The sequence below is a fragment of the Pseudoalteromonas fenneropenaei genome (assembly GCF_042643375.1).
Lineage (GTDB): Bacteria > Pseudomonadota > Gammaproteobacteria > Enterobacterales > Alteromonadaceae > Pseudoalteromonas > Pseudoalteromonas fenneropenaei.
This window is the reverse complement of the sequence record NZ_JBHRSD010000006.1, coordinates 154,750-177,782: the sequence shown is the minus strand read 5'-3', so window position 1 is coordinate 177,782 and position 23,033 is coordinate 154,750. Positions and strand designations below refer to the sequence as shown.

The following is a 23,033-nucleotide window of genomic DNA, read 5'->3' as shown; positions in this document are numbered from 1 at the left end:
GAGTGCTATTTAGAAAAGGTATTGAATAGCAAGTGATTTTTCATGCTCTTGCCCTGATCACTAAGAAGTCAGCCCTATTATCTACAATAAAACATGTAAATGTGGTAAAGGCTTTAGTATTAATACTTAGCTAGAATATATATTTAACTTTCCTGTACAAACACAGGTAACTGCACTCTTACACCAAGCCCGCCACCGTCACGATTATAAAGTGAAATCTGGCCATGATGGGCTTCGACAATCTCGCGGCATAGCGCAAGTCCTAGGCCGCTGCCAGTGGCTTTGGTGGAATAGAATGGTACGAGCGCATTGGCCATGACTTGTTCGCTCATGCCTTTGCCTCTATCAAGTACATCTAGCTGCACATGTTGCCCCTGCTTACTAAGCTTAATGACAATTTGATCCAATGCGGAGCCTGATTCATGGGCATTTTTCAATAGGTTGATAAGTAATTGTTCAAGTTGCACACGGTCGGCGGTTAAAGTGGCCTCACATTGTAAATCGTATTGAAATTGCCAGTGGGCACTTAAAGCTTTGGCAAATTGCAACCAAGCTATTTGACTGAGTTTTGGCTGTGGTAACTTGGCAAATTTACCGTAACCATGAACAAATTCAGTCAAGTGTTTAATACGTTCATCTATGGTGGCAAACACTCGAGTTAAGCGATTGTCGTTGAGACCTTCAGTGAGGATTTTACCACTGTGTAACATAGATGAGATTGGCCCCAGCGAATTGTTAAGCTCATGGCTTATCACGCGGATGACTTTTTTCCATACCATCACTTCCTGACGGCTTAACTCACGTGTCATTTGCTTTAAAATAAATAATGTATGATGCTGGTTATTAAGTAAAAATGCCCCCGTGGTTAAGTGCCAAGTTTGGGTTTCACTGTGCTCTGGTTGCAAGCTAAATAGCCCATCACGCTTATGACTTAACACAGCTTGTAAGCCCGCAGGTGCGGCATCAAACAAAGTATCGAATTGCATGCCTTCCAAGCGCGATGGACAACGAAATAGTTCACGCGCAGCCAAATTTGAAAACACCACTTGTTCATTGCTATTCACTAGCATCAAGACTTGAGGCGCACTTTGCAGAACTTTGTCGAGCATCAATTCACGCTGGTAGAGCCATTGCTTTTCTGCACGCAGCTGGCCGGCGGTTGAGTTATACAACTGGCATAAATGACCAAATTCGTCGTCTTTGTCATAAGCCAGCTGAGAGGCAAACTCACCATCTTTAAAATTCAATAGGCCCAGCTCAAGTGCGGCAAGGCCATCACGTAAATCCTGACTTAAACTATGTACCAGTATTACACTGAGACTAAACGCAGCTATAACTAGCAGCAATTTTTCTAATACAGTCCAGTCTAAAATCCACAGTATAGGTATTAATACCAGCGCTATGGCAAGCAGGGTGATGACATGGAGTTTAGTCATTAATGAGTGGCGCATTAGTAGTCTATGCCAAATTTCTGTAAGCGACGATATAAAGCTTGCCGAGTCATACCAAAATGGCGCGCCACTTTGGCTATTACCCCTTGGTAGTCACGCATTGCCGTTTCTAGTTCAGCCTTATTTGGCTCAAGACTTGTGACCACCGCTGCTGGACTTTCCCGTTGCAGCGACTGCAGCGCAAAATCGTCAGCTTCTAAAATACCTTCAGGTTTTAATACTGCAACCCGTTTACAGGCGTTTTCTAATTCCCGTACATTACCAGGCCATGAATAGTGGCAGAGCTTTAATTCCGCCTCACGGCTGAGCACTCTATTTGGGAGAAAATGTCCGACTAGCGGCAAAATATCGTCGATACGTTGCGATAATGCGGGCAAATGTAGTTCAATGACATTGAGGCGATAATACAAGTCTTCGCGAAACCGGCCTTGCTGAATATCCTCTAACAAATTGGCGTTGGTAGCAGAGATCACTCGCACTTTGGTTTTGTGGGTGTTCACCGACCCCAAACGTTCGAACTCGCCAGTTTGTAGCACCCTAAGTAATTTAGTTTGCCCGGATAAAGGCAAATTGCCCATTTCATCTAAAAACAAGGTGCCACCATTCGCAGCTTCAAAACGCCCTACGCGCGCTTTGGTGGCGCCAGTAAAAGCTCCAGCTTCTGCGCCAAACAATTCAGCTTCAATCAGTTCGGCAGGTAAGGCGCCGGCATTCACTTTAATAAATGGCTGGTTAGCAAGATGAGAATTCGCTTGAATGAGCTCTGCAATTTTCTCTTTACCACTGCCGTTGGGGCCTGTAATCAGCACCGAGATATCGGACTTTGCTACTTGCAGTGCCATATCAACCAAGCGCTGCATGGCTTGGCTGGCGTAAATCAAGCCCGTTTTTTTAGCCTGAACGCGGCTATCTTGACGCTCCAACTCTTGACGCGACAAGGTTTCGCTGGCCGTTTGCGCTTTGCCAAGTGCCACTAAGTTGGCAATGCTGGTGAGCAGCTTATGGTCGTCCCAAGGCTTAGCAAGGTAGTCGGCAGCGCCTGCTTTGACCAGTTCAATGGCACTTTCCAGTTCAGTCCAAGCGGTGATCAAAATAATCGGCAGGTTCGGGTTTAATTTACGCAGCGCGTAAAACAGCGCTTTGCCTTCTTCGCCCGAGGTGGTGTCAGTACTGAAGTTCATATCTTGGATCACCAACGCAATCCGTTGGTAATTGACTATTTGCTGCGCTTCGAAAGGCGTTTTGGCGGTGGCTACGGCATAGCCGTGAATCTCTAAAAGTAACGACAATGCCTCAAGCACCGCAGTATTGTCGTCTACTATCAATATCTTATCCATGAATGCACGCTATGTTATTATTTTTACGCCCCCAGTTTATGATCGCCTCTTGACGGCAAACTGCGCCAACTATCTTCAGCGAACAAGCGGGAACAAAAGTGCTACCCTGTCGCCAGTGTAGCACGTTGTTTAGATTAGATACTACGCGTTGCAATGCTCGGTGAAATATCCGCCGCACGTTTGGCCGGTCCAAATACCGCGATAATCGTCATTAACAGCACCGCAATCGCCGTGGCAAATACATAAACAAGCTGCAGTTGAGGTATCGAATAATGTGCCATCAATTGTTGGCCAAGATACACCGCCCCAGCGCCACCTAACAGTAAACCAACCAGACAAATCATCACGTTTTCAACTAGGAAATAGCGAATAATGGCCGATTTGCGCGCCCCTAAGGCTCTGCGCGTGCCGATTTGCTTAGTCCGTTTACTGATATTGAACAGGGTTAAACCGAAGATACCTAGGGCAGTAACTAAGATTAGCACCACAATTAACACTATCAACATGCGCATCATCAGCGTATCGCCCGCGTTGTAATCTGCTTTTTGTTCGTCCAAGCCTTTGACCCAGTTGAGCACTCTTTTATCATAGGCATTCAGCATCAAATCTTCGATTTGAGCCATGACTGCTTGGCGCTGACCGGGTTCAGTCCGCACAATCACTTCTTGCACTGCACTAGCCTGTACAAACGGGATAATAACCAGATTATTCGGCCGAGAGTCCTTTAGCCATGGGCCAGACGCTTGTTTGATAACACCAATAATGGTGAGGCCTTTATCCCCCAAATAAATGGTTTGGCCAAGGCCATCGCCTTCTGGGAACATTTCATCAAGAAATGCCTGAGTAACAAGACCAACATTTGGCAACTTAGAGAGATCTTTGGCGATAACCACTTCATCTTGGGTAAAATTACGCCCCGCAATCAGCTCCACACCTAAGGTAGACAACATATGCTCGTCAGCAAAAATATATGCAGCACGGACATTTTTACTCTGTTCAGGCGCTGGTTTAAGATTAAATCCGCTGGCGCTGCCAGAACCAGATAAAGGCACGACTGAAGTAATGCTTGCGTCCACTACACCAGGTAATTGTCGTAGCATAGTTTCATCAAGCTCAAATTGCTGCGATAGGTCAACATCTTGGCCAAAGGTCATGACTGAAAAACTAAATAAGTCTTGCTCTGGATAGCCGGTTTCTTGCTGTAAATACTGCAATCTATCTTGAATAATAAATGCCGCATTGCTCACAATGGCGGTCGTGATCGCAATTTGGATAAGTAACAAAATCGCGCCAACTTTGGAACGGCGTAATGCATTAAAAATGGGCCCTATTTCAAACATGGTCGGCTCCTTATTGGCTTTTCAAATAAGTGGCTGGCGTAGTGCGGCACACTAGCCAGGCGGGATATAGTCCAGCAACAACGCAGGCAACAATAGCAATCGAGGGCGCAGCAAGGAGCATGCTCCAATCCATAGTGGCTAAATTGTTGTAGTAATCTTGGGTTTGCCGAACCCCAAACAAGCCAATTTGCGCAACCAAAATACCGAGTACCCCACCAAATAAACCCAACATCGACACTTCAACAATATGTTGATAGAACACCTGACGTTTGCTGGCGCCAAGCGCACGACGCACGCCAACTTCTGGGGCGCGGCGCAGGAACTTTGCCAATAACAGCCCAAGGATATTCGCCAAACACACTGCCAAGAACATAAAGCTCAGCGCGACTAAAATTTTGTTATCTTCAGAAACCACCTTGTTATATTCCATCCACGCATTCACATCGTTCAACTTGTAAGCGAGTTCTTTGCGATTAAAGCGACCCAGCTTTTGCTGCTCTTCCATATACGCCATTAAGTAAGCGCCATATTCCTGTTTAGCTTGCTCATCGGGTAGTTCCGCCCAGAATTGGATCCAAAACTTTTCTGATTGTAATTTGTCTTTAAAGGTATCTGACTTTTCAAACTTCCAACCATTGGTATTACCCCAGTTATTAATTTCGCGCGCTGCAACTAGAGAAAATGGGATGAAAAGTCTTTCAGGGTCGTTAAATGCGCCGTTATTCAAATCGTAATACTTAACATGGGTACGCCATTCTTTAACCACACCGACAATTTGAAAACTATCCGAATCTAAGAATAACGATTTACCTACTGAGTTCTCACCACCAAATAGTTTGTCATTGAGTGATTCGCTAATAATAGCAACCGGTGCTGCGCCTTCTTCTTGTGCATCTGTCCACACCCCGCCATAAACAAACTCACGCTCAAACATCGCAAAGAAGTCTTTGCCAACCAAACGGGTATTTTCTGTAAATGGCTTTAATTCCGCGGTATTTAAGTGCACAGAAAAACCAGAGCGCATGCTGGCAGTTTTGCGCTCTGGGAGAGGCGCATTCATCAAGTTCATGGCATCTTGATAAGTGAACTGCAGCGGGAAGTTATCGCTGGTCCAAAGTTGGCTGCCTTCATCCATAGTGCGTAACTGAGGGTGAAAGAGCTTGGCACTTTTATGCGGAATAGGGTCCATTGACATCATGTGGTAGACCGACAAGCTGGTCATGGTAATCCCTATACCAATGGCAATGGCGATAACCATTAAGCTACTCACCAAAGGCGTACGTTTAAAGCTACGCCAACTTAAATCAAGGTAGTGGGCAAACATCTTACACCCCCTCTAGGATTGCGCTCGCGGACTTTCGCGCACCTTGATACAAAGTGAAATCCGCTAACTGACCGTCAACGACTTGGATATTACGCGGCGCACGGCGGGCAAGCTCAGGGTCGTGCGTGACCATAATTATGGTGGCGCCGTCACGGTTGATTTGTTCGAGCAACTCCATAACTTGGCGAGCCATGAGGCTGTCTAAATTACCTGTTGGTTCGTCAGCAAGCAAAAAGCGCGGTTCGCCTGCCAATGCACGAGCTATCGCGACCCTTTGCTGCTGACCCCCAGAGAGTTGTTGTGGTAAATGTTTGGCACGACTGGCAAGGCCGACTTGTTCTAAACACTGTTCAATACGACGCTTACGCTCAGCGGCTTTGATCCCGCGATAGCGCAGCGGCACTTCGACATTCTCATATAAATTCAAATCGGGAATGAGATTAAAACCTTGGAAAATAAAACCAATTTTCTGATTACGTAAATCAGCGCGTTGATTATCAGAAAGCTTACCCACATCAACACCATCCAGCAGATATTGACCGCCTGAGAATGGCTCTAACATCCCTGCGATATTCAAAAAAGTGGTTTTGCCTGAACCCGACGGCCCAGTCACCGCAATAAACTCACCTTCATTTACCTGCAAATTGAAGTCACGTAATGCGTGGGTTTGCACCATCTCTGTTTGGTATACTTTGCTGATGTTTTTCATTTCTAACATGATTATCTTCCTGTTGATTAGTTTAACTGCACAGATGGTGCTTGATTAAATGCTTCGTAATTTGAAATTATGATTTGGTCGCCGACGTTTAAGCCACTAAGAATTTCGACTTCACTGACGCTAACCGCTCCTGTCCGAATTTCGATTCGCTCCGCAACGTTGCCACTCAGTTTGTACGCAACAAAGCCACCCGATTGGGTAAAGGCGCCACGTTTGACTTTCAATACTTCTGGCTTGTTTTCAAGTAACACCCGCGCTGAGAGTTGCTGATTTTGGCGAATGCCAGTTAAATCAGCTTGGTCAAAGCGCACCCGAGTGGTCACTTCACGATTGGTGACCTCAGGCGAAATGGCTGACAAAGTTCCAGTCACTAAATTGGCACCAATTTTTAGCTCAACCACCATGCCAAGGCCAAGTTCATTGGCGTAGCTCTCCGGCACTTGTAATTCAGCTTCATAAGCACTTAAGTCAACTAAGGTCATTAGCGCTTGGTTCTTACTTACTAACGCTTTAGGTTGCACATTCAAATTCCCCACGATCCCAGCCACACTGGCTGTGATGGTTAAATTGCCCACTTGGCGCACGAGTTCGTCGACCACCAGCTGTTGTCTAGCTACGGTGCTTTTTGCTGCTTGTAAATCAAAAGCCAGAGTGTCTCTTGCCAGCAACACTTCTTGCTCTGCATGTTTAAAAGTCAGCTTGGCACGAGCCAGATCATCAACCGCTTTTTCTAAGTCAATTTGGCTTATCAAATGTTGCTTAATGGAAAGTTGCGCACGACGGTTTTCACGTTCAGCCGCGTTAAGCTCTACTTGGGCCATATCGAGTTGTTTATTGAGATTGAGCGTTTGGCGCCGCGCTTCTAACTCTTTTCGTGCCAATTCGCCTTTTACTCGGTCTAATTCAGAGCGTTGTTGCTTTAGCTCATTGTTAAGCTCTGGGCTATCTACTATCGCAACAATTTGTCCTTCGCTAACGGTATCGCCGGCCTTTACTTGCAAGTCCACAAAACCTTGCTCTGGGCTATAAACTTGCGGGGCATTGGCTGCAACGATACGGCCCGTTGCTATCAAATCTCGCACTAAATCGCCTTTAATAACGGCAGCAATTTGCACGCTGTCACGGGCAATAGATTTAGCAGCGCCACTACTATTCATAATGGCATTGGCAGATAACGCCATCACCAATAACGCAGCAGCGACAATGACCCCATTGCGCCATATTTTTGATTTTGACTTAACAACAATATCTTGTCCGCTGGTATCTCTTATCATGATTGTTTTCCTTATACCGCCCGTTTACCTTCACTCAGCTTGATGCACAGCGCGATGAGCAACATAGTGAGAGGTGAAATTAAAAATGCACTGATCAACATAGCGTCCCCATTCGGTTTACTTAGACAATGAATGATCTCTACTAATTTCTATTCGATTCTCGTGCCAATTTTTAACCTTATGTTTTTAAATGACTTTGTTTAATTTTACAGTGAGATTTGGTGTCCGCGGACAGTAAAAGTGTCCGTAGCGGACACTTTTACTGTAACAGGGATCTTGCACACCATCCGTTGAGCCAGACGCAATTCCAATCCTAAAGCATTAAGCAATTAAGATAAGTTCAAACAAAATAACGCGTTAGTGTGCAATCTTGGCTGTGAGTATCTATACTTGGGAAAGTTTTGGGTTTGGTGGAACGGATTATGGAAGTTACCCAATCAGATTTGCATGCAGCCGCAGCGGCTTACCAAGAATTTGGTTATGTTTGTTTACCCAAATTCTTTTCTCAAACCATGCTCGATAAGATTGAGCCTGTAGTGCGTGCCTTTCATGATCGTTGGTTAGAAGACAATCATGCCTTTTACAAAAGCCATGCAGTGAATTCCTCTGGCTTGACAGCCGACACTTACTTAAATAAAGCAGAGCGGCAAACCCTGTTTACCTTGATCGGTTGCGACAGCATGACCAAACTAGCAAGTGCCTTGTTACGCCGCCCAGTTTATATGAACTCTCAGCTGTTTTTTGACCCCTACAATCCTCATCAAAAAAATTACTGGCACCGTGACGGCCAATATCATCTCAGTATTGAAGAGCAACAAGCTGCTTTGCACGGCCCAGACGTGATCCATGTGCGTATTCCACTTGCTGATGAACCCGGCTTGGAATTAGTCCCCAAAAGCCATAAACAGTGGGACAGTGAACAAGCCTTAGATGTACGGCTAGAGCGTAACGGCCGCAGTAAAAGCGACTCCATTCCAGGGAGCGTTGCATTGCCGCTTAAACGCGGTGATGTGTTGGCATTTTCTGCCAATATGCTGCATCGAGGTCTATACGGAAACCAGCGCTTTGCCTTAGATATTCTATTTTGTGAGCCGGAAATGCACTCGTTTTTAAATGATGTGCATCAGCCTTGCGCTGAGATCCGTGCCACGCTGGAATGTCTGGCGGTTTTTCCTTAGACTAGCAGTGAAAACAATAACAACTAAGGTTACGCTATGTTTCGCACTTTGTTCATTTGCTGCTTATTGGTGTTTTGCAGCAGCGCTTTTTCCCTAGAGATATTTCTATTTCGCCATGCGGAAAAACAAGCAGGACAAGACCCTGAGTTAACTCTGCAAGGTAAAGCGCGAGCTGAGCGCTTGGCAGAGTTAATTGCACCACTACAACCAACATTACTGTTTTCAACGGATTATCTGCGCACCACACAAACGATTGCCCCACTTGCCAAAGTGGTGAATCTCCCCGTGCAAATCTACAATCCAAAGAACTTAAATAATTTTGCCAAGGCGCTCAGTGCGATGTCGGGCACTGTGGTGGTAGTCGGCCATAGTAATACTACACCAGCGTTACTTAAGGCGCTGACTGGTATCAATAAAACCATACCTGAGTCGCAATTTGATGTCATTTATTGGTTAAAAAAGAGTCCTGATGGTTTTTCGGTTGTTGAAACATCCTCTGATTTACAGGCGCTCCCCTAAACTTAGCCTTTGATTAAAAGTGCATAACATTCTTACTGTAGCGCACTTTTTAACACCCCCTCACAAACAAATAACAACCTTCAACTGAGTGCTAGCTAAACTTAGAAAGAGGCCTTGTTATCACCTGAGGTGGGTTATGAAAAAAGGTATGCTGCTAGTATCTCTGGTGCTGCTCTGCATCACCACAGGCTTAGTGACTTGGCACTATTTTCAGCCTGTAGATCCGTATGTGACACGGCAAGTGATTCACACCGCCAGTAATAGTGACAAAGGCAATTTACTCGATTTTTACCCCCACATTAGCAAAGTTAAGCGCCCGCGAGACTCAGTTATTTACCCCATTGCCGTTGGTGAAGTAGGTCCTGCAGAGAGTTTATACTCTGGACCTAAGCAATACCCCTTTTTCTGCATGACGCTGGATTCTGGCTTAGGCCAGCCTGAAATCGACAATCAAAATCGCGAAGGTGTACGTGTATACCAAGGTGACAACATTGTTGGTTACAGCAAAGATTGTGGCAGTAAAACCGCACTCCATTACTTCTCATTAGTTAATGGACAACTTGAAAAGGTCACCGTAGAACAAACCAAAAACTTAGCAACTCCGCTTTATCGGGTTGAACAAGGCACCATCAATCGCTTTATTTACGCCATCATCATGCCCATCACACCTTCAGAAGTTGATAACCGAACGGCACATAGTTTGTGGAATAAAAGATTGATTTATCAATTCCATGGCGGCTCAGGGATAGGTTATCGGCAAGGACGGTTATCGGCCCACGGCCTGATCGAAAATCAACTGGAGCAGCTTAAAGGAGGTTATGCGGTGATCTCCTCAAGCGGCAATAAAACCAGCTACACCTACAACATGCTACTTGCCGAAGACACTGCAGCTCGGGTGAAACGTCAGTTCGTGAGCCTGTATGGTGAACCTTTGTATACGGTTGGGATTGGCGGCTCTGGTGGTGGCCTTGCCCAGTATCTGCTAGCGCAAAACGGCGCGGGAATTTTAGATGGCCTTATTCCACTTTATAGCTACCCAGATATGATCACACAAACTACTTACGCGCTGGACTGTGATTTACTCAACAACTACTTCACTTTTCGCGCCAAACATAAAAAGGACTGGCGTGATTGGGAACGGCGGCGGCAAATAGAAGGAATGAACGCGATTAATGACTTTCCACAAAAAGCAGGCTATTTACAACCACTCAATCAATTAATGGCGGGATTTGTACCTGATTTCCCTGATGGCAGTAGCGAGTGTATCAATGGTTATTTCGGTCTCTCGAGTTTCATTAATAACCCGCGACAGGGGTTTTTACGCGCTTTTTTCAGCTCAGATGTGGTAGCAAGTACAAAATGGAGCTATTGGCAGGATTTAAGTGCCATTTTGGGCCTCGATGAGCAAGGCTTTGGTCGCTCCACATGGGACAATGTCGGTGTCCAATATGGTTTGCAAGCCTTAAAAGAGGGCGAAATATCAGTAGCAGAGTTTCTGCATCTGAACCGTCATATTGGCGCTTGGTTACCGCAAGCGAAGATGCAAGCAGAAGACATCATTATGCCGTTTGGGCATAAACTGCCAATTTGGCTCTCGTTATGGGGGAACCAAAATGTCAGCGAAGTTTCCCCGCTTGCCAATACCGCAGCACGTCACCAAGGCGACATTACCGCGATGCAGCAAGCGTATCGCTCAGGCCAAGTCTTTATCGGTAAAGTTTGGTTGCCGATTATAGATGCACGCCATTATCTTGAGAACCAGCTCGACATGCATCATATGTCCGCCTCGTTTTATAGCCGCTTACGTATTCAACAAGCAACTGGGCAAACCGCCAATCATGTTATTTGGGTGGCTGATAAAAACTATGATCCGACCACAGAAGCCTTAGCCTTGATGGATAAATGGCAATTGGCTATGTCCTCACGCACACTAGAAGGCGTCGTCGCTGCCAAACCCGCTGAGCTAGAAGATACCTGCTTTGGCAAACAAGGGGAAACCCTTGCAAAGGGGGGCCAAGTGTTTGATGGGACCTGGAACAACCGCCCACCAGGTACTTGTTTAAGTTATTTCCCGATGTACAGCACCAGTCGCATTGTTGCTGGTGCGCCATGGGCGGGCGACTTATTCAAATGTGCCTTGATCCCCGTTGCATCGGCGTTAGACAAAGGGCTGTATGGCACTGTTGATATGTCAGCATACCAAACCCAACTACTAGAGATTTTCCCTGATGGGGTGTGCGACTACCAACAGCGTGATCAAGGGCGTCCAAGTGACCTTTGATAAACACTCAAAAACTCAAATTAGGCCGAAGTGACAACTCTTGCACCCTACTGTACACTCGACATCAGTCGCCTAGTCAACTGAATGTTGGCTAATGCTGAAATCACTTAGCAACTCAAGGAATTCGATATGCCTTTGTTATTTTCCTACGGTACTTTACAGCTACCGCAAGTTCAGCTCGACACTTTTGGTCGTTTACTCACTGGCACTCCTGACTTTTTACTCGGATATCAAATCCAGCAAGTTGAAATCACCGATGAAGCGGTGTTGAAAAGCAGTGGCCAACGCTATCACCCTATTTTGTATCGAGGGAATGAGAGTGACAGTGTGAGTGGAACGGTATTTGAAATCACCCAAAAAGAGCTCGAGCAGGCTGATGGTTATGAAGTGGGCGATTATCAACGTGTTGAAGCACCATTACAATCTGGTAATCACTGTTGGGTTTATGTTGCGGCTGATATAAACACCCCATAATGGTGACGAATTCGACCATAATTTGCTCGTTGATGACGGGAGATCCGTTATTTCTCCACAGTTAATGCACAATTCCCAGCTAAGCTGTCATGATTACGCTAAATCCCTTTTTCAAGGATGTTGTCATGAAGTTTGTTACTGCGCTCGTTTTGCTCTCTTCTTTGCTGTTTTTATCTGCTTGCCAGCTTAAGGACAGTGAACCGGAAAAAAATCTCACGATTACCAAAGTGGATACAGGTCCGCTGCTCAATTTAGAGCAACAGGCAAATTTTACGGTGTTTTACGATCTCAACATCATTGGCTTTGATAACATTGAAGTTGATGTGCATTTTTACCTTATTCATCAAGACGAATTACAAGATACCAGTAACGCGACTGAGCAAACCATTGATGCGGCTTATCAGTTAGGGGTCACAACGTTGAGCCAGCTCACTCAAGGACAACATACCTTATCTCTAGACGTTGAATTACCTGACAATTTAGCCGGCGGTGAATATCGCATTGTTGCCCAGCTAGACCCGCTAAACAATCATACTGAAGACAACGAGGACGACAACCCCCCCAATCTAGACCATCAGCACTTCGCCAAAGGGGATTACCCTTACGCCAATATTCATATAGCGCCTATCAGTGCTCATGATTATCAGTTACTTGCGATGACCTTTGGACAAAATGCCTTACTGCTTGATGCGCCCCACATTGACCTTGGCACCAGCCATTTGCATTCCGATTTGGTTGGTTACTTAACTGCCGATTACCACGGTAACAACAGCGATGTCGTGACAGTTACTGCCGAAGCGCAAGTAAATAGCAATTGGCACCCACTTCACTTTTGGTCAAAAGATCACAGTCGTTTTGTCGATGCGTTTAGCTACCAATTTAATGCTGAAAACCATGAACAACATATCGCTTTTGACATCGCCTTTTCTGACGAGTTGACCGCTTTATTGTATCAAGAATACCAAACTCTAAATCAACTGGGCGCACCACTTGCCGTGCGTTTTCGTATTGCTCAAAGCGACTTAAGTTCAGATCACAACCCAGCCAATGATGAGTTATTGGCAAGTATTCCGTTGTACTTTTTCAACGACACGGCTGAACGCACAAGTGCAGGCAAAATCGCCAATATCAAGTTATCACAATCCTTTGCCAAGTCTTATGGTGACCAGTCTAAATTCAGTGTAGGAGTCGATTTGTCGGGCCAACTGCTTATCGTGCCAGACAGTGACCCAGGTGCACGTATCACAGCAGAAGGCAGTGTTGATGCTTATTTCTTTAACGCAAAAAATACCTTATTTGGTATCTCATACGATGGCAGCGCCTATGTCAGTGGTACAAATACTGGCTACAGTTCCGAAATGACCATCTTTAACAATGTGGTTTTTGAAGACGAAAGTTACACCACTAAATATGAGAAATCTTGGACCAAAAGCTGGGAAGAAGAAAAGGTGCTGGCAAAAGCCACTTTTAGCGTGGGCCCTATTCCAATGTCAGTCCAAGCTGGAGTTGACGGCAGTTTAGGTTTTGAACTGACTGTAGGATATAACGCGGAATTGTATGCCGGTGGTGACTTATTCTCAGTAGACTTTGGCGCGTTTGGTCGTGGCGGGGTCGATTTAGCCATTGCCTCTGCTGGTGTGCAAGCCGACTTTAACCTTATCGACAATGTCTTCAATATGGACTCCAGCGCAGGCTTTGCATTGGTGTCTAATGACAACCCTACACCCCATATTTATTATGCGCTGGCATTAACCGACGATATTGATGTGATCTCAGGTAAATTTGGTCTATATGCCGAAACCTCAGGTATAAAATGGTGTTCCAAATGGGGGATCCCTTACCCTTGCGGCACCAAAACTACCCGTTATGATTTATGGCTTTATCAAACCCCAAGCGTATATCAGAAGTCTTGGACCTTACTCGATAAAGAAGGCACAGTTAATTTATGAGGTGGCAATCAATCAGCACTTTCATCTTGATGCTGTTAGTGCAAAATGCACATGCCTCATCATCAAGCTGTGCGCGGGTACTCGATTTTACTATTGATACCCAAACTACATTTGCCATGTCGGGTTTAACCTCCGGCAAACAAAGTATGATTGAACTAAAAGGGCGCATTGCACTGCGTCCTGTTACCTTGAATGATCAACCAGGTTGGTGGGGTGCGGTTGCCAGCGATGTCATCGCGAAAGAAGCAGGGCATGAGGCTCGTCAGCCGGACTATGAAATTCCCTTTGCATTTTTGCAATCAACTGAGGGGACCATAAGCCAATTTTGGTTTGCCCAGCCCCTTGATGAAGCGGCGGAGCAAAAACTAAAAGGTTTGGCTTATCTGTTGCAATGGCGAACACCTAAAACAGAACCGATAACAGTGCTAGAAAACGACACTTTGGGTCAATATCAAGCGAGTTATCAAGTAGAGCAAGATGGTATTAGCATGCAAAAGTTAGAGTATGTTCAGCTGCCAAGCCTTGCGTCGAGCGCATTGCAAAAAGTTACTATTGCTGCATCAAAACACCTGCTGCAAGTTAATAAATGTGGTGTTACTGCTCGCATTGGCTCTGAACAACTCACATTTAAAAGTAGCAACGAAGCTCTTGATTTTACCACAATCCAGCAATATCAGCTGAAACCTTCCGCAGCACTCCCATCAAAGCTCCTTGAATTACCACAGGAACTAGAACTGTGGCCCAAACAAGTTATCCACTACACAGACGAAGAATTAGCGCGATTACAAGCAGAGTTAGATGCGCTAATGAATACAGATTTAACTCAAATTGATGCGTACTTACTAGCGCAGCAGCTGGCAAAGTATGAGCCAATTTTGACGCAACTTGCGACGGTAATCAATGCCCATACCTTGGCCGATAAAACGCAAATGCGTTTGTTAAACGCGCTAGGGATCTTAGGCTCGGACAATGCTAAACGCTTACTGGTGGATGTATTAGCGAGTAATGCCGCATTTCCAGAAACTCAGTTTCGTGCCTTACGCGCACTGGCACATGGCGACAAACCATTCCCAGTAGACGTTGTGAACAAACTTGCGGCACTGATCACACAGGGCTTTGACAGCCAAGAAAGTGAAATGAGGCAGAATTTTTATCTTACCTTGGGGATAATATTAAAAACGCAAAATGAGCTTAGCCAAGTACAAGCTCTACACGATACTTTGACTACCGCGTTACAACAAACTGGCGATGAAGAAAAACAAGCCGCCTTATTAGGTGCATTAGGTAATTCGGGTAAAGCAGAACACCTGAGCACATTGAAAAACTACGTTAACAACCACTCAGCACGGGTTAGCACTGCAGCCATCAAATCTCTCGGCAGACTTAGTGCTGAAGAAGCAAAAACGGTGTTATTCGATACCCTAAATGTGCCAAGGGGCAAGATAACCACGAAAGCGACTCTCTCAGCGTTAGGCAATTTTCAGTTAACGCCTGCACAACAGCAGCAAGTGTATAGCTATGCTAAAAGTAACGATGAAACGCTACGCTATACGTCACTATTAACCTTGGCACGTCAACAAAAAGTACCTGAAGCGCTCAAACAGCAATTGCGCACCGAACTTGCGAGCGAAACTTCAAAGCGAAACTTTAAGACTTTGATTGAAATAATTGAAAAACCTGAACAACAGTGAGGACGCCTACATTTATTAACATAATTATACTTGAGATTTACTATGGTTTGCTTGTACCTTAAAACTTAATATGGGTATCCACCTCATTGAGTTCGAAGGATAGAAAATGAACAAATGTTATCTTCTTATGCCCGCCCTTTGTTTGGCGGTAGCTTGCTCTAGTGAAACAACTGAATCTGGACAAGTCAGCACCGAAGTTATCTGGGCTGACATGAAAGTCACCTCAGATGGCGACCAAGCTCGGGTTGTCGCCGAGTTAAACGTGGATGGCGCACTGGGCAACAACCTCAAACTCACTGCTGGTGATAAATTAACAGTCACAGCGAATGGTCAAACTCGTGAACTTAAAGAAGACCATGACTTTTTTGATATTGATTACCAAGCCTATTTGCCGTTTACAACGACTAATACCAGCTTTAGCATACAATTAACGCGAGAGAGTAAAAATCAAACCCTCGTTTCTACTGTACAATTACCTGCTGCATTTCGCATTTATGCACCACAGCAAGGGCAAAACTTCCGACTTGATGACTCTATGTATATTGCGTGGCAAGGTTTAGGTGGAGATAAGCTGATTGATATCAACTATTCTGCACGCTGCACTAGAAAAAGTGACGGCAACACATTTACGCAAAGTGCTACAGTAAACACGTCTGACGACGGCAGCTATGAACTGGTTTTAAACAGTCTCAATGCTTTTAAAGATGCTGACATAAATCCCTCTAAACCCTGTACATTAACTATTTATCTCAGTCGCACAAACACTGGGATTATTGATAGTAAATACAAAGCAGGTAGTAGTATTCGAGCAGTTCAGCAACGTACTATTGAAGACTTAAAGGTTTATTTGAATTGATCTCAACATTTGGCGCCAGAGCTAACTCTGACGCCAAGTTCTTCATTTAAAAACGGTATTGCATACCAAGCTTAACTGAGTTGACCTGATTGTGGTCGCGACGCTCATGTTGATATTTCACTTTAACGTCCCACGCTTCAGTTAGCTGGTAGCTCGCACCAATACCAAGTAGTGGATCTGTTCCGCTGATACTATTAGTGTGAGACGTACCACTCGCTATATTTACGACCATATCGGCACGCCAGTTGCTCAAACCAGCAAACACCTCACCCTTAAAGCCGCTCGCCACTTCAATACCGTAGCTCATAGACAAAGAAATACCCTCGCCAAGCACAGGTGCAATTGCCAACTGCTCGGCCGGCGCACTTGCAGGAATGGAAAAACTGGCGGTCGCATCACCTAAGTCTTGATAACTGACACCTACAGCCCAGCTTGGTGTGAACTGATAGTTCGCACCAAGGTAAAAGCCACTGTCTTTTTTATCCCAACTTAAGTTACTGCCAAGCCAATTATCAGGCAAGTTCGGTTGAGTTGCCTGGCTTTGCACAAGGCCCGCTTCCAACGCCCAACCTTCCGCTGCGTAAACAGTATTATTATGTACCAGCCCATATGCACACATAACTAACGGCAACATCATAAAGCTGTTGCGGCGTAAACGACGCAATAAGCCGCCAATCCCTGTTAATAGCAGCATTGCCACATGCCATGTACCAGACGATTTTGCCGTTACATTATTATCTGTCACTGGTGTTTGCTCCTTAGTTACAGTAATCGCTACGGTACTACTCGCAGCAGCGCCCAAAGCGTCTTGGACGTAATAAGTGATAGTGTCAACGCCAGTGAAGTTAGCATCAGGAACGTATTTCAGCTGGCTGTCCACAGTGATACTCACATCACCATGCGCTGCAAATGCTTCCTTGAGGATAAGCGCATCACCTTCTGGATCACTATCGTTGTCAAGTACATCTATCGTTGCGGTTTGGCCGATAATCACTTGCGCGCTATCCGCGACCAATACTGGCGCTTGGTTAAGTTTGATATCGACAACAACCTCACCACTGGCAGTACCACCTTTATTATCACTCACTCCGTAGAGAATACTTGCACTACCCAGTAAATTATCAAGCGGTGTATAGACCAGCTTGTTGTCTTCAATCACTACAGCCCCGAAGTCAACTGCAGCACTGGTTATTTCAAGTACATCGCCATCGGCATCACTGTCATTAGCAAGCGCATCAATGGTCACTACTAGCCCTTGACGAGTAGTTGCCGTATCACCAACAACCAATGGTAATTGGTTACCGTTGTTCATCACAGCAATACCACCCGGATCTACAATGCTGCCGTTGGCAATGCCATCGTCATCATTCGGGCCACCGTCTTGGATACGTAGCTGCACACACCAATGTCCTGAGGTTAAGCCTTGTTGCCATTGTTCATCACCCGGTGGTGGACAATAGCCCTTCTCGCCTAACGCAGAGAACAACTGGTTCGAATCATCGACCACAAAATCGACCCATTCACCAGCACGGAATTTGCGATACACAGGCGACAATGGGATTGGCTCACGTTGCGGTAAAACAATTTCGTACACATCGCCTACATTTGGTAAACCATTGGCGATAAAGTCGAATATACCACCGATATTGAGCGCATTTGGATCTGGTAGCAGCTCAGTATTAAATAGCTCCACACCGCCACTTTGGTTTTGGGGCACGTTTGCGCCTTTACGTAAACAAACGCCCGGCGAGCCTTCTGCCAAGAAACGGCTAGATTCCAACGCCCGTTGTTGCACTACGTTACAATCGTCAATCGCATCAAGATAATCTGGAATGCCATCACCGTCTGAGTCAATGAAGCCCTCTTGATCGTCTGGAATTAAGTCGCCATCGCTATCTTGGCCTGTTAGCGTTGGTAAACTCGCAATAACCTCAACATACACGGTTTGTTTGGTCGATTTGGCTGGTGAACCATTATCTTTTGCTGTGGCATTAATGGTATAAATCCCAGCAGCGACATTTGTCGGATCAAACTCAAACACCTTTGGATCGTTACTTTGATTGATGAGATCTTTGGTATTCCAATCCACCGTGACAATATCACCAAGATTAACATCATCGACCTCTGCAATAACTTTAACCACACCGCCGCTTTGCGTCACTAAATCACGGACTTCATCATTTTGAGTGGCTTGCAGTGAGAGTGTCGGTGCGACGTTAATCTCAACAATGTCAATTCGAGTGCTGGATTTAGCGCCTAAGTTAAGTGCTGGGCTGAGAGAAACAACAATGTTTTCTGTCCCTTCTGTAATATCATCAGCAAAGATATCGAAACTGACCTGCCCTTGCGTACCTGACTCAATACGAATTTCGCCATCTGCCAAGTTGTGATCTGCTAATGTAGCTGAACCAGAAACGCTATATGGCACAATCACAGGGTAAGTAGGCGATGTTCCGTTAAGGTAAACATTTAAGGTCTTACTGCTGTTTTCAATCACAGTACTATTTTTACTGATAGAAACTAGCGGTTCAACATGCACATTTTGCGTCGCGAATGCTGTTCTACCTTGGTTGTCTGTCACTTGCCAATAAACCAGATGTGTACCTGGAGGGAAAACTGTTTTCTTATCGACTAACGACACAGGCAGCGGCTGGCCGTTGCCATCAGTGGCTGACGCGGCCCCCAAATCTACTTTGGTAAATAAACCTTTTGCTCTCACCGTAATATCAGCAGGAGCTGTGATTACAGGGCCACCATTATCTGCACTGGTAATATTGACCGTTACTTCACCTCGGCTGGTCGCGCCTTGCGGATCAGAAACCAGATAACTTACTGAAATTGGACCCGTTATCACCCCTGTAGGACTTAAGAGCAAGCGTCCATTACTAACAGTAACAGTACCAAGCGAAGTTTTCGCGCTAATAATACTTAAAGCGTCCCCATCCGCATCGCTATCGTTGGCAAGTACATCCAACTCATACACATTGTCTGCTGTGGCCGTTAAATTAAATACATCGGCAACTGCAATCGGCGCATCGTTTACAGCCGTCACCACTATGTTTACCGTGGCGACTGCTGAGCTCAATTCACCGTCACTAACTTGATAAGTAAAGCTATCGTTGCCATTAAAATTAGAACTTGGGGTATAGCTGAAGGTTGTCCCTTGTACTTGTAACTGGCCATTAGTAGGACCACTCAGTACTGCGAGCGTCAACACATCTTTATCAATATCAGACACCGCTGCGACAAAGCTAGTGGTACTGTCTTCTTTTAACGAAACTTGCATATTGGCAGCGGTCGGAGCTGTATTTACCTCAGCCACATTGATGCTAAATGCGGGTAAACTGGCAGATAATTGACCATCGCTAACCGAGATCACAATACCTGAGGTAGTTCCTACATGCTCACGCGTCGGTGTGCCCGCGAGGCTACCAGTTGCACTGTCAAATGTTGCCCAAACTGGCTTATTGCTGATAGCGAAAGTCAGTACTGGACTGTCGATATCTGCCGCAGTTGGTGTAAACAGGTAGTTTTCGTCTTGCTTCACGCCCGTTGCGGGTACGCCATTTATGGTTGGTGCATCATTAACATTAACCACAGTAATACTAAACGCGGGTAAGGAAGCCGTATCTACACCATCACTTACAGTGATGACAATACCGTTGTAAACACCAACATCGCTATTGCCCGGTACACCTGAAAGCGTACCTGTAGCAGTATTGAAGCTTGCCCAACTCGGTTGGTTAGCAATACTAAAGCTTAAATTTGAGCTCTCAACATCAGATGCCGAAGGCGTAAATTGATAGCTTGTATCCTCATTTACACTTGTTGTTGCACTACCTGAGATAATAGGAATGTCATTGACTGAATTAACTGTGACGACCACATTGACCACCGCAGACGTTAACTCTCCATCATTCGCTGTAATTGCTATAGTATCGGTGCCATTAAAGTTCGCATTCGGTACATAAGTAAGTGTACTACCTGAGATACTGGCACTACCATTTTGTGCCGCTGTTGCAATTGCATAGGTTAACGCGCTGTTTTCAACATCCGTTGCAGTGAGTGTTACGGTGACACTGTTATCTTCATTGACACTGGCTATTTTAGCATCAGCTACTGGTGCATCGTTTACCGCGTTGATAGTAAGACTAACCGTCGCTTCGTTCGAGTCGGCCGTGCCATCATTGGCTTTAAACACGAAACTATCACTACCATTAAAGTTGAGTGTTGGCGTATATACCCAAGTGTTGGTCGACTGCTGAGTTAAAGTGCCATTGTTCACATCGGTAACGATACTATAGCTTAGTGTATCGTTTTCGATATCCGTTGCGGCCAAGGTGATGGTTAAACTGTTGTCTTCGTTTAACGTCAAGGTTTGACTTGACGCAAGCGGTGCGTCATTCACAGGGGTGACAGTCATGGTGACAGTCGCCTCATTCGACACAGCACCTGCTTGGTCTTTTACAGTGTAAGTAAAGGTATCAGTACCATTGCTGTTGGCCGTTGGCGTGTAAACAATCGCGCCGGTTTGCGTCACTTGAGTCGTGCCCTTAGTTGGCGCTTTAACCACCGTCACTGACGTTAAGTCGAAACTGTCACCTGTATCTACATCGGTATCGTTACCTAACACGTTGACTTCAAATGAACCATCTTCTAACAGCTGGGCTTGGTTATCGACGGCGACTGGCGCATCGTTAATTGCGGTGATATTGAGTGTCACTGTTGCCGCACTAGAAACCGCAGAACCACTATCTGTGACCGTATAGGTGAAACTATGTTGACCATTTACGTCCGCCGTAGGCGTAATTTTCAACGTGCCATCTTGCTCTATCGTTACAGTTGCAAAGCTGTATACACCAGCACCTTGCCCTACATCTTGTAATGTAATACTGCTGTTATTAAAGGCACTGTCCTCGATGTCTGTATCATTGCTCAGTATATCGAGTGTTGTAACAGTATCTTCATCAAAGGTTTTGCTGTCTGCATTGGCTACTGGCACATCATTTACCGAGCCAATATTCACATTCACCGTTGCCGCAGCGGACACACCACCTTGGCTATCAGTCACTGTGTAAGTAAAGCTATCGCTACCGTTAGCATTACTGTTTGGGGTATATACGAAAGTCCCTGCGGTTTGGTCTATCGTTACTTGGCCTTTCTGCGGCTGCGTAACAAGCGCCAAAGCTCCCGTCGGAGTGGTGTCTTCAACGTCAGTTGCTTCACTTCGTACACTTAATGCAGAACTTGCGGTATCTTCGTCCGTGTTGATAGTTAACGTTTTAGCTACTGGTAAATCGTTCACAGCGGTTATCGTTACCGACACCGTTGCCACAGCTGATTCTTGTTGCTTCGCATCCTTAACCGTGTAAGTAAAGCTATCGCTGCCGTTAACATTTAGATTAGGCGTATAAGTCACCACACCGTTACTGATACTTACAGTACCTTTCTGCGGCTGGGTCTTAATCGCTGCGGATGACGCAACCATGTCGTTATTGGCGTCTGAGTCATTGGCTAACACATCAATTTGTTTAGCTGTGTCTTCATCCGTAGTAAGACTGTCGTTAACGACTGTCGGAGCAATGTCGTATAGCTTTTGCACTGTATCCGTTACTTTACTCGCCACGTTTCCTGCAGGGTCGGTAACGACCACTTCCAATGTCAGCGTGCCTTCGTTGAGGTTTGTAACATCAATTCCCGTCACTTGCTGCGTGGCAGAAGTAAGCGAGGTGCTGCCGCTACTAGAAACCGAGGTGACGCCATCTGATACAGTATAAGTAAAGGTTGAGTTCACTTCAGCATTTGCAAAAGTAAAGCTGAACGCACTTTCATTGCTGGTATTGATAAGCGTTTGGTCAATATCAACGCTGTGGCCTGAAGGCGCAGTCGTATCGTATGAACGTGTGAGCTGTGTTGCCGCTGTATTGGTGTTGCCCGCTGCATCGCTAAACACACCCGCTGCAACATCAATGGCCACTGAGCCTTCTGCTGTTGGTGTAATATCTACTGAGTAGCTCGTGCCACTGCCAGTAAAGTTACTGCTACTCGCATTGGTAAGGGTTAGGTCTTGCTCAACAAAATCACTACTTGATTCGCTCAATGTGATAGTCACTGTAAACTTGTCATTCACCTCAGCCGCCGCAGACGAGCTCAAAGAAACTGTGGGCAATTTAGTATCGTAACTAATACTCACTTGAGTAGCCGCGGTATTATCGTTACCCGCGCTATCGGTAAAGGTCGCTGCGGACACATCCAAAGTGCCTGTGCCGTTGCTATCAGAAGTTGGCGTAAAGGTAGCGGTATAGCTGGTGCCACTGCCGCTAAAGCCTGAGAGCGTCCCCCCTGCTACCGTGACGTCTGTTGAGGTAAAGGTCGTACTGCTTTCTGAAAGCGTGAAGGTAATGGTAGCCGTTTCACTCGCTTTTAATGTCGTTTTATTACTACCGATGGTGATTGACGGCAACGCGGTATCGACGGTCATAGATACCTGAGTTGCCGCCGTATTGTTGTTACCCGCCGCATCCGTAAAGGTGCTGGCCGCAACGTCAATGGTTGCCGCTGTGGTGCTGGACGCCGTTGGTGTAAAGGTTGCGGTGTAGCTGGTACCACTGCCGCTAAAGCCTGAAAGCGTACCGCCCGCT

General features: G+C 45.7%; 14 protein-coding genes. 7 read left to right on the top strand and 7 right to left on the bottom strand.

The genetic code is table 11. The features are described 5' to 3' along the window. Window positions 1-143: 143 nt before the first annotated feature. From ACFOEE_RS03740 to ACFOEE_RS03715, 6 genes are all read right to left on the bottom strand, one after another. Window positions 144-1,451: a sensor histidine kinase gene (locus ACFOEE_RS03740; protein ID WP_377121059.1), complete on the bottom strand. Its 1,308-nt coding sequence runs from the start codon at window positions 1,449-1,451 to the stop codon at window positions 144-146. Further along, window positions 1,451-2,788: a sigma-54-dependent transcriptional regulator gene (locus ACFOEE_RS03735; RefSeq protein WP_377121057.1), complete on the bottom strand. Its 1,338-nt coding sequence runs from the start codon at window positions 2,786-2,788 to the stop codon at window positions 1,451-1,453. Before ACFOEE_RS03735 ends, ACFOEE_RS03740 begins: the two co-directional genes overlap by 1 nt. A 134-nt stretch (window positions 2,789-2,922) precedes the next feature. Continuing rightward, window positions 2,923-4,128, bottom strand: a complete 1,206-nt coding sequence (locus ACFOEE_RS03730; RefSeq protein WP_377121055.1) for an ABC transporter permease — start codon at window positions 4,126-4,128, stop codon at window positions 2,923-2,925. A 10-nt stretch (window positions 4,129-4,138) separates the two neighbouring features. Beyond that, window positions 4,139-5,452 carry an ABC transporter permease gene (locus ACFOEE_RS03725; protein WP_377121053.1) on the bottom strand — a complete coding sequence of 438 codons (1,314 nt, stop codon included), beginning with the start codon at window positions 5,450-5,452 and terminating at the stop codon, window positions 4,139-4,141. 1 nt (window position 5,453) lies between these two features. Beyond that, on the bottom strand, window positions 5,454-6,170 hold the full coding sequence (locus ACFOEE_RS03720; protein WP_377121051.1) for an ABC transporter ATP-binding protein: 717 nt from the start codon (window positions 6,168-6,170) through the stop codon (window positions 5,454-5,456). 17 nt (window positions 6,171-6,187) lie between these two features. After that, window positions 6,188-7,444, bottom strand: a complete 1,257-nt coding sequence (locus tag ACFOEE_RS03715) for an efflux RND transporter periplasmic adaptor subunit (protein ID WP_377121049.1) — start codon at window positions 7,442-7,444, stop codon at window positions 6,188-6,190. A 422-nt stretch (window positions 7,445-7,866) separates the two neighbouring features. Between ACFOEE_RS03715 and ACFOEE_RS03710 the strand changes: the two genes are divergently transcribed. The 7 genes from ACFOEE_RS03710 to ACFOEE_RS03680 all read left to right on the top strand — a co-directional run bounded on the left by ACFOEE_RS03710 (window position 7,867) and on the right by ACFOEE_RS03680 (window position 16,392). Beyond that, entirely contained in the window at window positions 7,867-8,622 is a 756-nt protein-coding gene (locus ACFOEE_RS03710) for a phytanoyl-CoA dioxygenase family protein (RefSeq protein WP_377121047.1), read from the top strand. A gap of 36 nt (window positions 8,623-8,658) precedes the next feature. Continuing rightward, on the top strand, window positions 8,659-9,141 hold the full coding sequence (locus ACFOEE_RS03705) for a SixA phosphatase family protein (RefSeq protein ID WP_377121045.1): 483 nt from the start codon (window positions 8,659-8,661) through the stop codon (window positions 9,139-9,141). Between the two features lie 136 nt (window positions 9,142-9,277). Continuing rightward, window positions 9,278-11,422 carry a DUF6351 family protein gene (locus ACFOEE_RS03700; protein ID WP_377121043.1) on the top strand — a complete coding sequence of 715 codons (2,145 nt, stop codon included), beginning with the start codon at window positions 9,278-9,280 and terminating at the stop codon, window positions 11,420-11,422. A 129-nt stretch (window positions 11,423-11,551) separates the two neighbouring features. Beyond that, complete coding sequence (locus ACFOEE_RS03695; RefSeq protein ID WP_377121041.1) at window positions 11,552-11,896, top strand: gamma-glutamylcyclotransferase family protein; 345 nt, start codon at window positions 11,552-11,554, stop codon at window positions 11,894-11,896. 125 nt (window positions 11,897-12,021) lie between these two features. Continuing rightward, entirely contained in the window at window positions 12,022-13,845 is a 1,824-nt protein-coding gene (locus ACFOEE_RS03690; RefSeq protein ID WP_377121039.1) for a hypothetical protein, read from the top strand. Further along, window positions 13,842-15,536, top strand: coding sequence for a HEAT repeat domain-containing protein (locus tag ACFOEE_RS03685; RefSeq protein WP_377121037.1), 1,695 nt, complete (start codon window positions 13,842-13,844; stop codon window positions 15,534-15,536). The genes ACFOEE_RS03690 and ACFOEE_RS03685 overlap by 4 nt, the downstream gene beginning before the upstream one ends. 106 nt (window positions 15,537-15,642) lie before the next feature. Further along, window positions 15,643-16,392, top strand: coding sequence for a hypothetical protein (locus ACFOEE_RS03680; protein ID WP_377121035.1), 750 nt, complete (start codon window positions 15,643-15,645; stop codon window positions 16,390-16,392). A gap of 46 nt (window positions 16,393-16,438) precedes the next feature. On the opposite strand, the gene ACFOEE_RS03675 is transcribed toward ACFOEE_RS03680, so the two are convergent. After that, a partial coding sequence (locus tag ACFOEE_RS03675; RefSeq protein ID WP_377121033.1) for a tandem-95 repeat protein occupies window positions 16,439-23,033 on the bottom strand: 6,595 nt, incomplete at its 5' end.

What these genes read in the sequence shown, in the direction of transcription:
- ACFOEE_RS03700 (WP_377121043.1), top strand. Translation starts at nt 9,278, where the DNA reads ATGAAAAAAGGTATGCTGCTAGTATCTCTGGTGCTGCTCTGCATCACC.
- ACFOEE_RS03695 (WP_377121041.1), top strand. Translation starts at nt 11,552, where the DNA reads ATGCCTTTGTTATTTTCCTACGGTACTTTACAGCTACCGCAAGTTCAG.
- ACFOEE_RS03715 (WP_377121049.1), bottom strand. Translation starts at nt 7,444, where the DNA reads ATGATAAGAGATACCAGCGGACAAGATATTGTTGTTAAGTCAAAATCA.
- ACFOEE_RS03690 (WP_377121039.1), top strand. Translation starts at nt 12,022, where the DNA reads ATGAAGTTTGTTACTGCGCTCGTTTTGCTCTCTTCTTTGCTGTTTTTA.
- ACFOEE_RS03720 (WP_377121051.1), bottom strand. Translation starts at nt 6,170, where the DNA reads ATGTTAGAAATGAAAAACATCAGCAAAGTATACCAAACAGAGATGGTG.
- ACFOEE_RS03725 (WP_377121053.1), bottom strand. Translation starts at nt 5,452, where the DNA reads ATGTTTGCCCACTACCTTGATTTAAGTTGGCGTAGCTTTAAACGTACG.
- ACFOEE_RS03740 (WP_377121059.1), bottom strand. Translation starts at nt 1,451, where the DNA reads ATGCGCCACTCATTAATGACTAAACTCCATGTCATCACCCTGCTTGCC.
- ACFOEE_RS03735 (WP_377121057.1), bottom strand. Translation starts at nt 2,788, where the DNA reads ATGGATAAGATATTGATAGTAGACGACAATACTGCGGTGCTTGAGGCA.
- ACFOEE_RS03710 (WP_377121047.1), top strand. Translation starts at nt 7,867, where the DNA reads ATGGAAGTTACCCAATCAGATTTGCATGCAGCCGCAGCGGCTTACCAA.
- ACFOEE_RS03730 (WP_377121055.1), bottom strand. Translation starts at nt 4,128, where the DNA reads ATGTTTGAAATAGGGCCCATTTTTAATGCATTACGCCGTTCCAAAGTT.
- ACFOEE_RS03685 (WP_377121037.1), top strand. Translation starts at nt 13,842, where the DNA reads ATGAGGTGGCAATCAATCAGCACTTTCATCTTGATGCTGTTAGTGCAA.
- ACFOEE_RS03705 (WP_377121045.1), top strand. Translation starts at nt 8,659, where the DNA reads ATGTTTCGCACTTTGTTCATTTGCTGCTTATTGGTGTTTTGCAGCAGC.
- ACFOEE_RS03680 (WP_377121035.1), top strand. Translation starts at nt 15,643, where the DNA reads ATGAACAAATGTTATCTTCTTATGCCCGCCCTTTGTTTGGCGGTAGCT.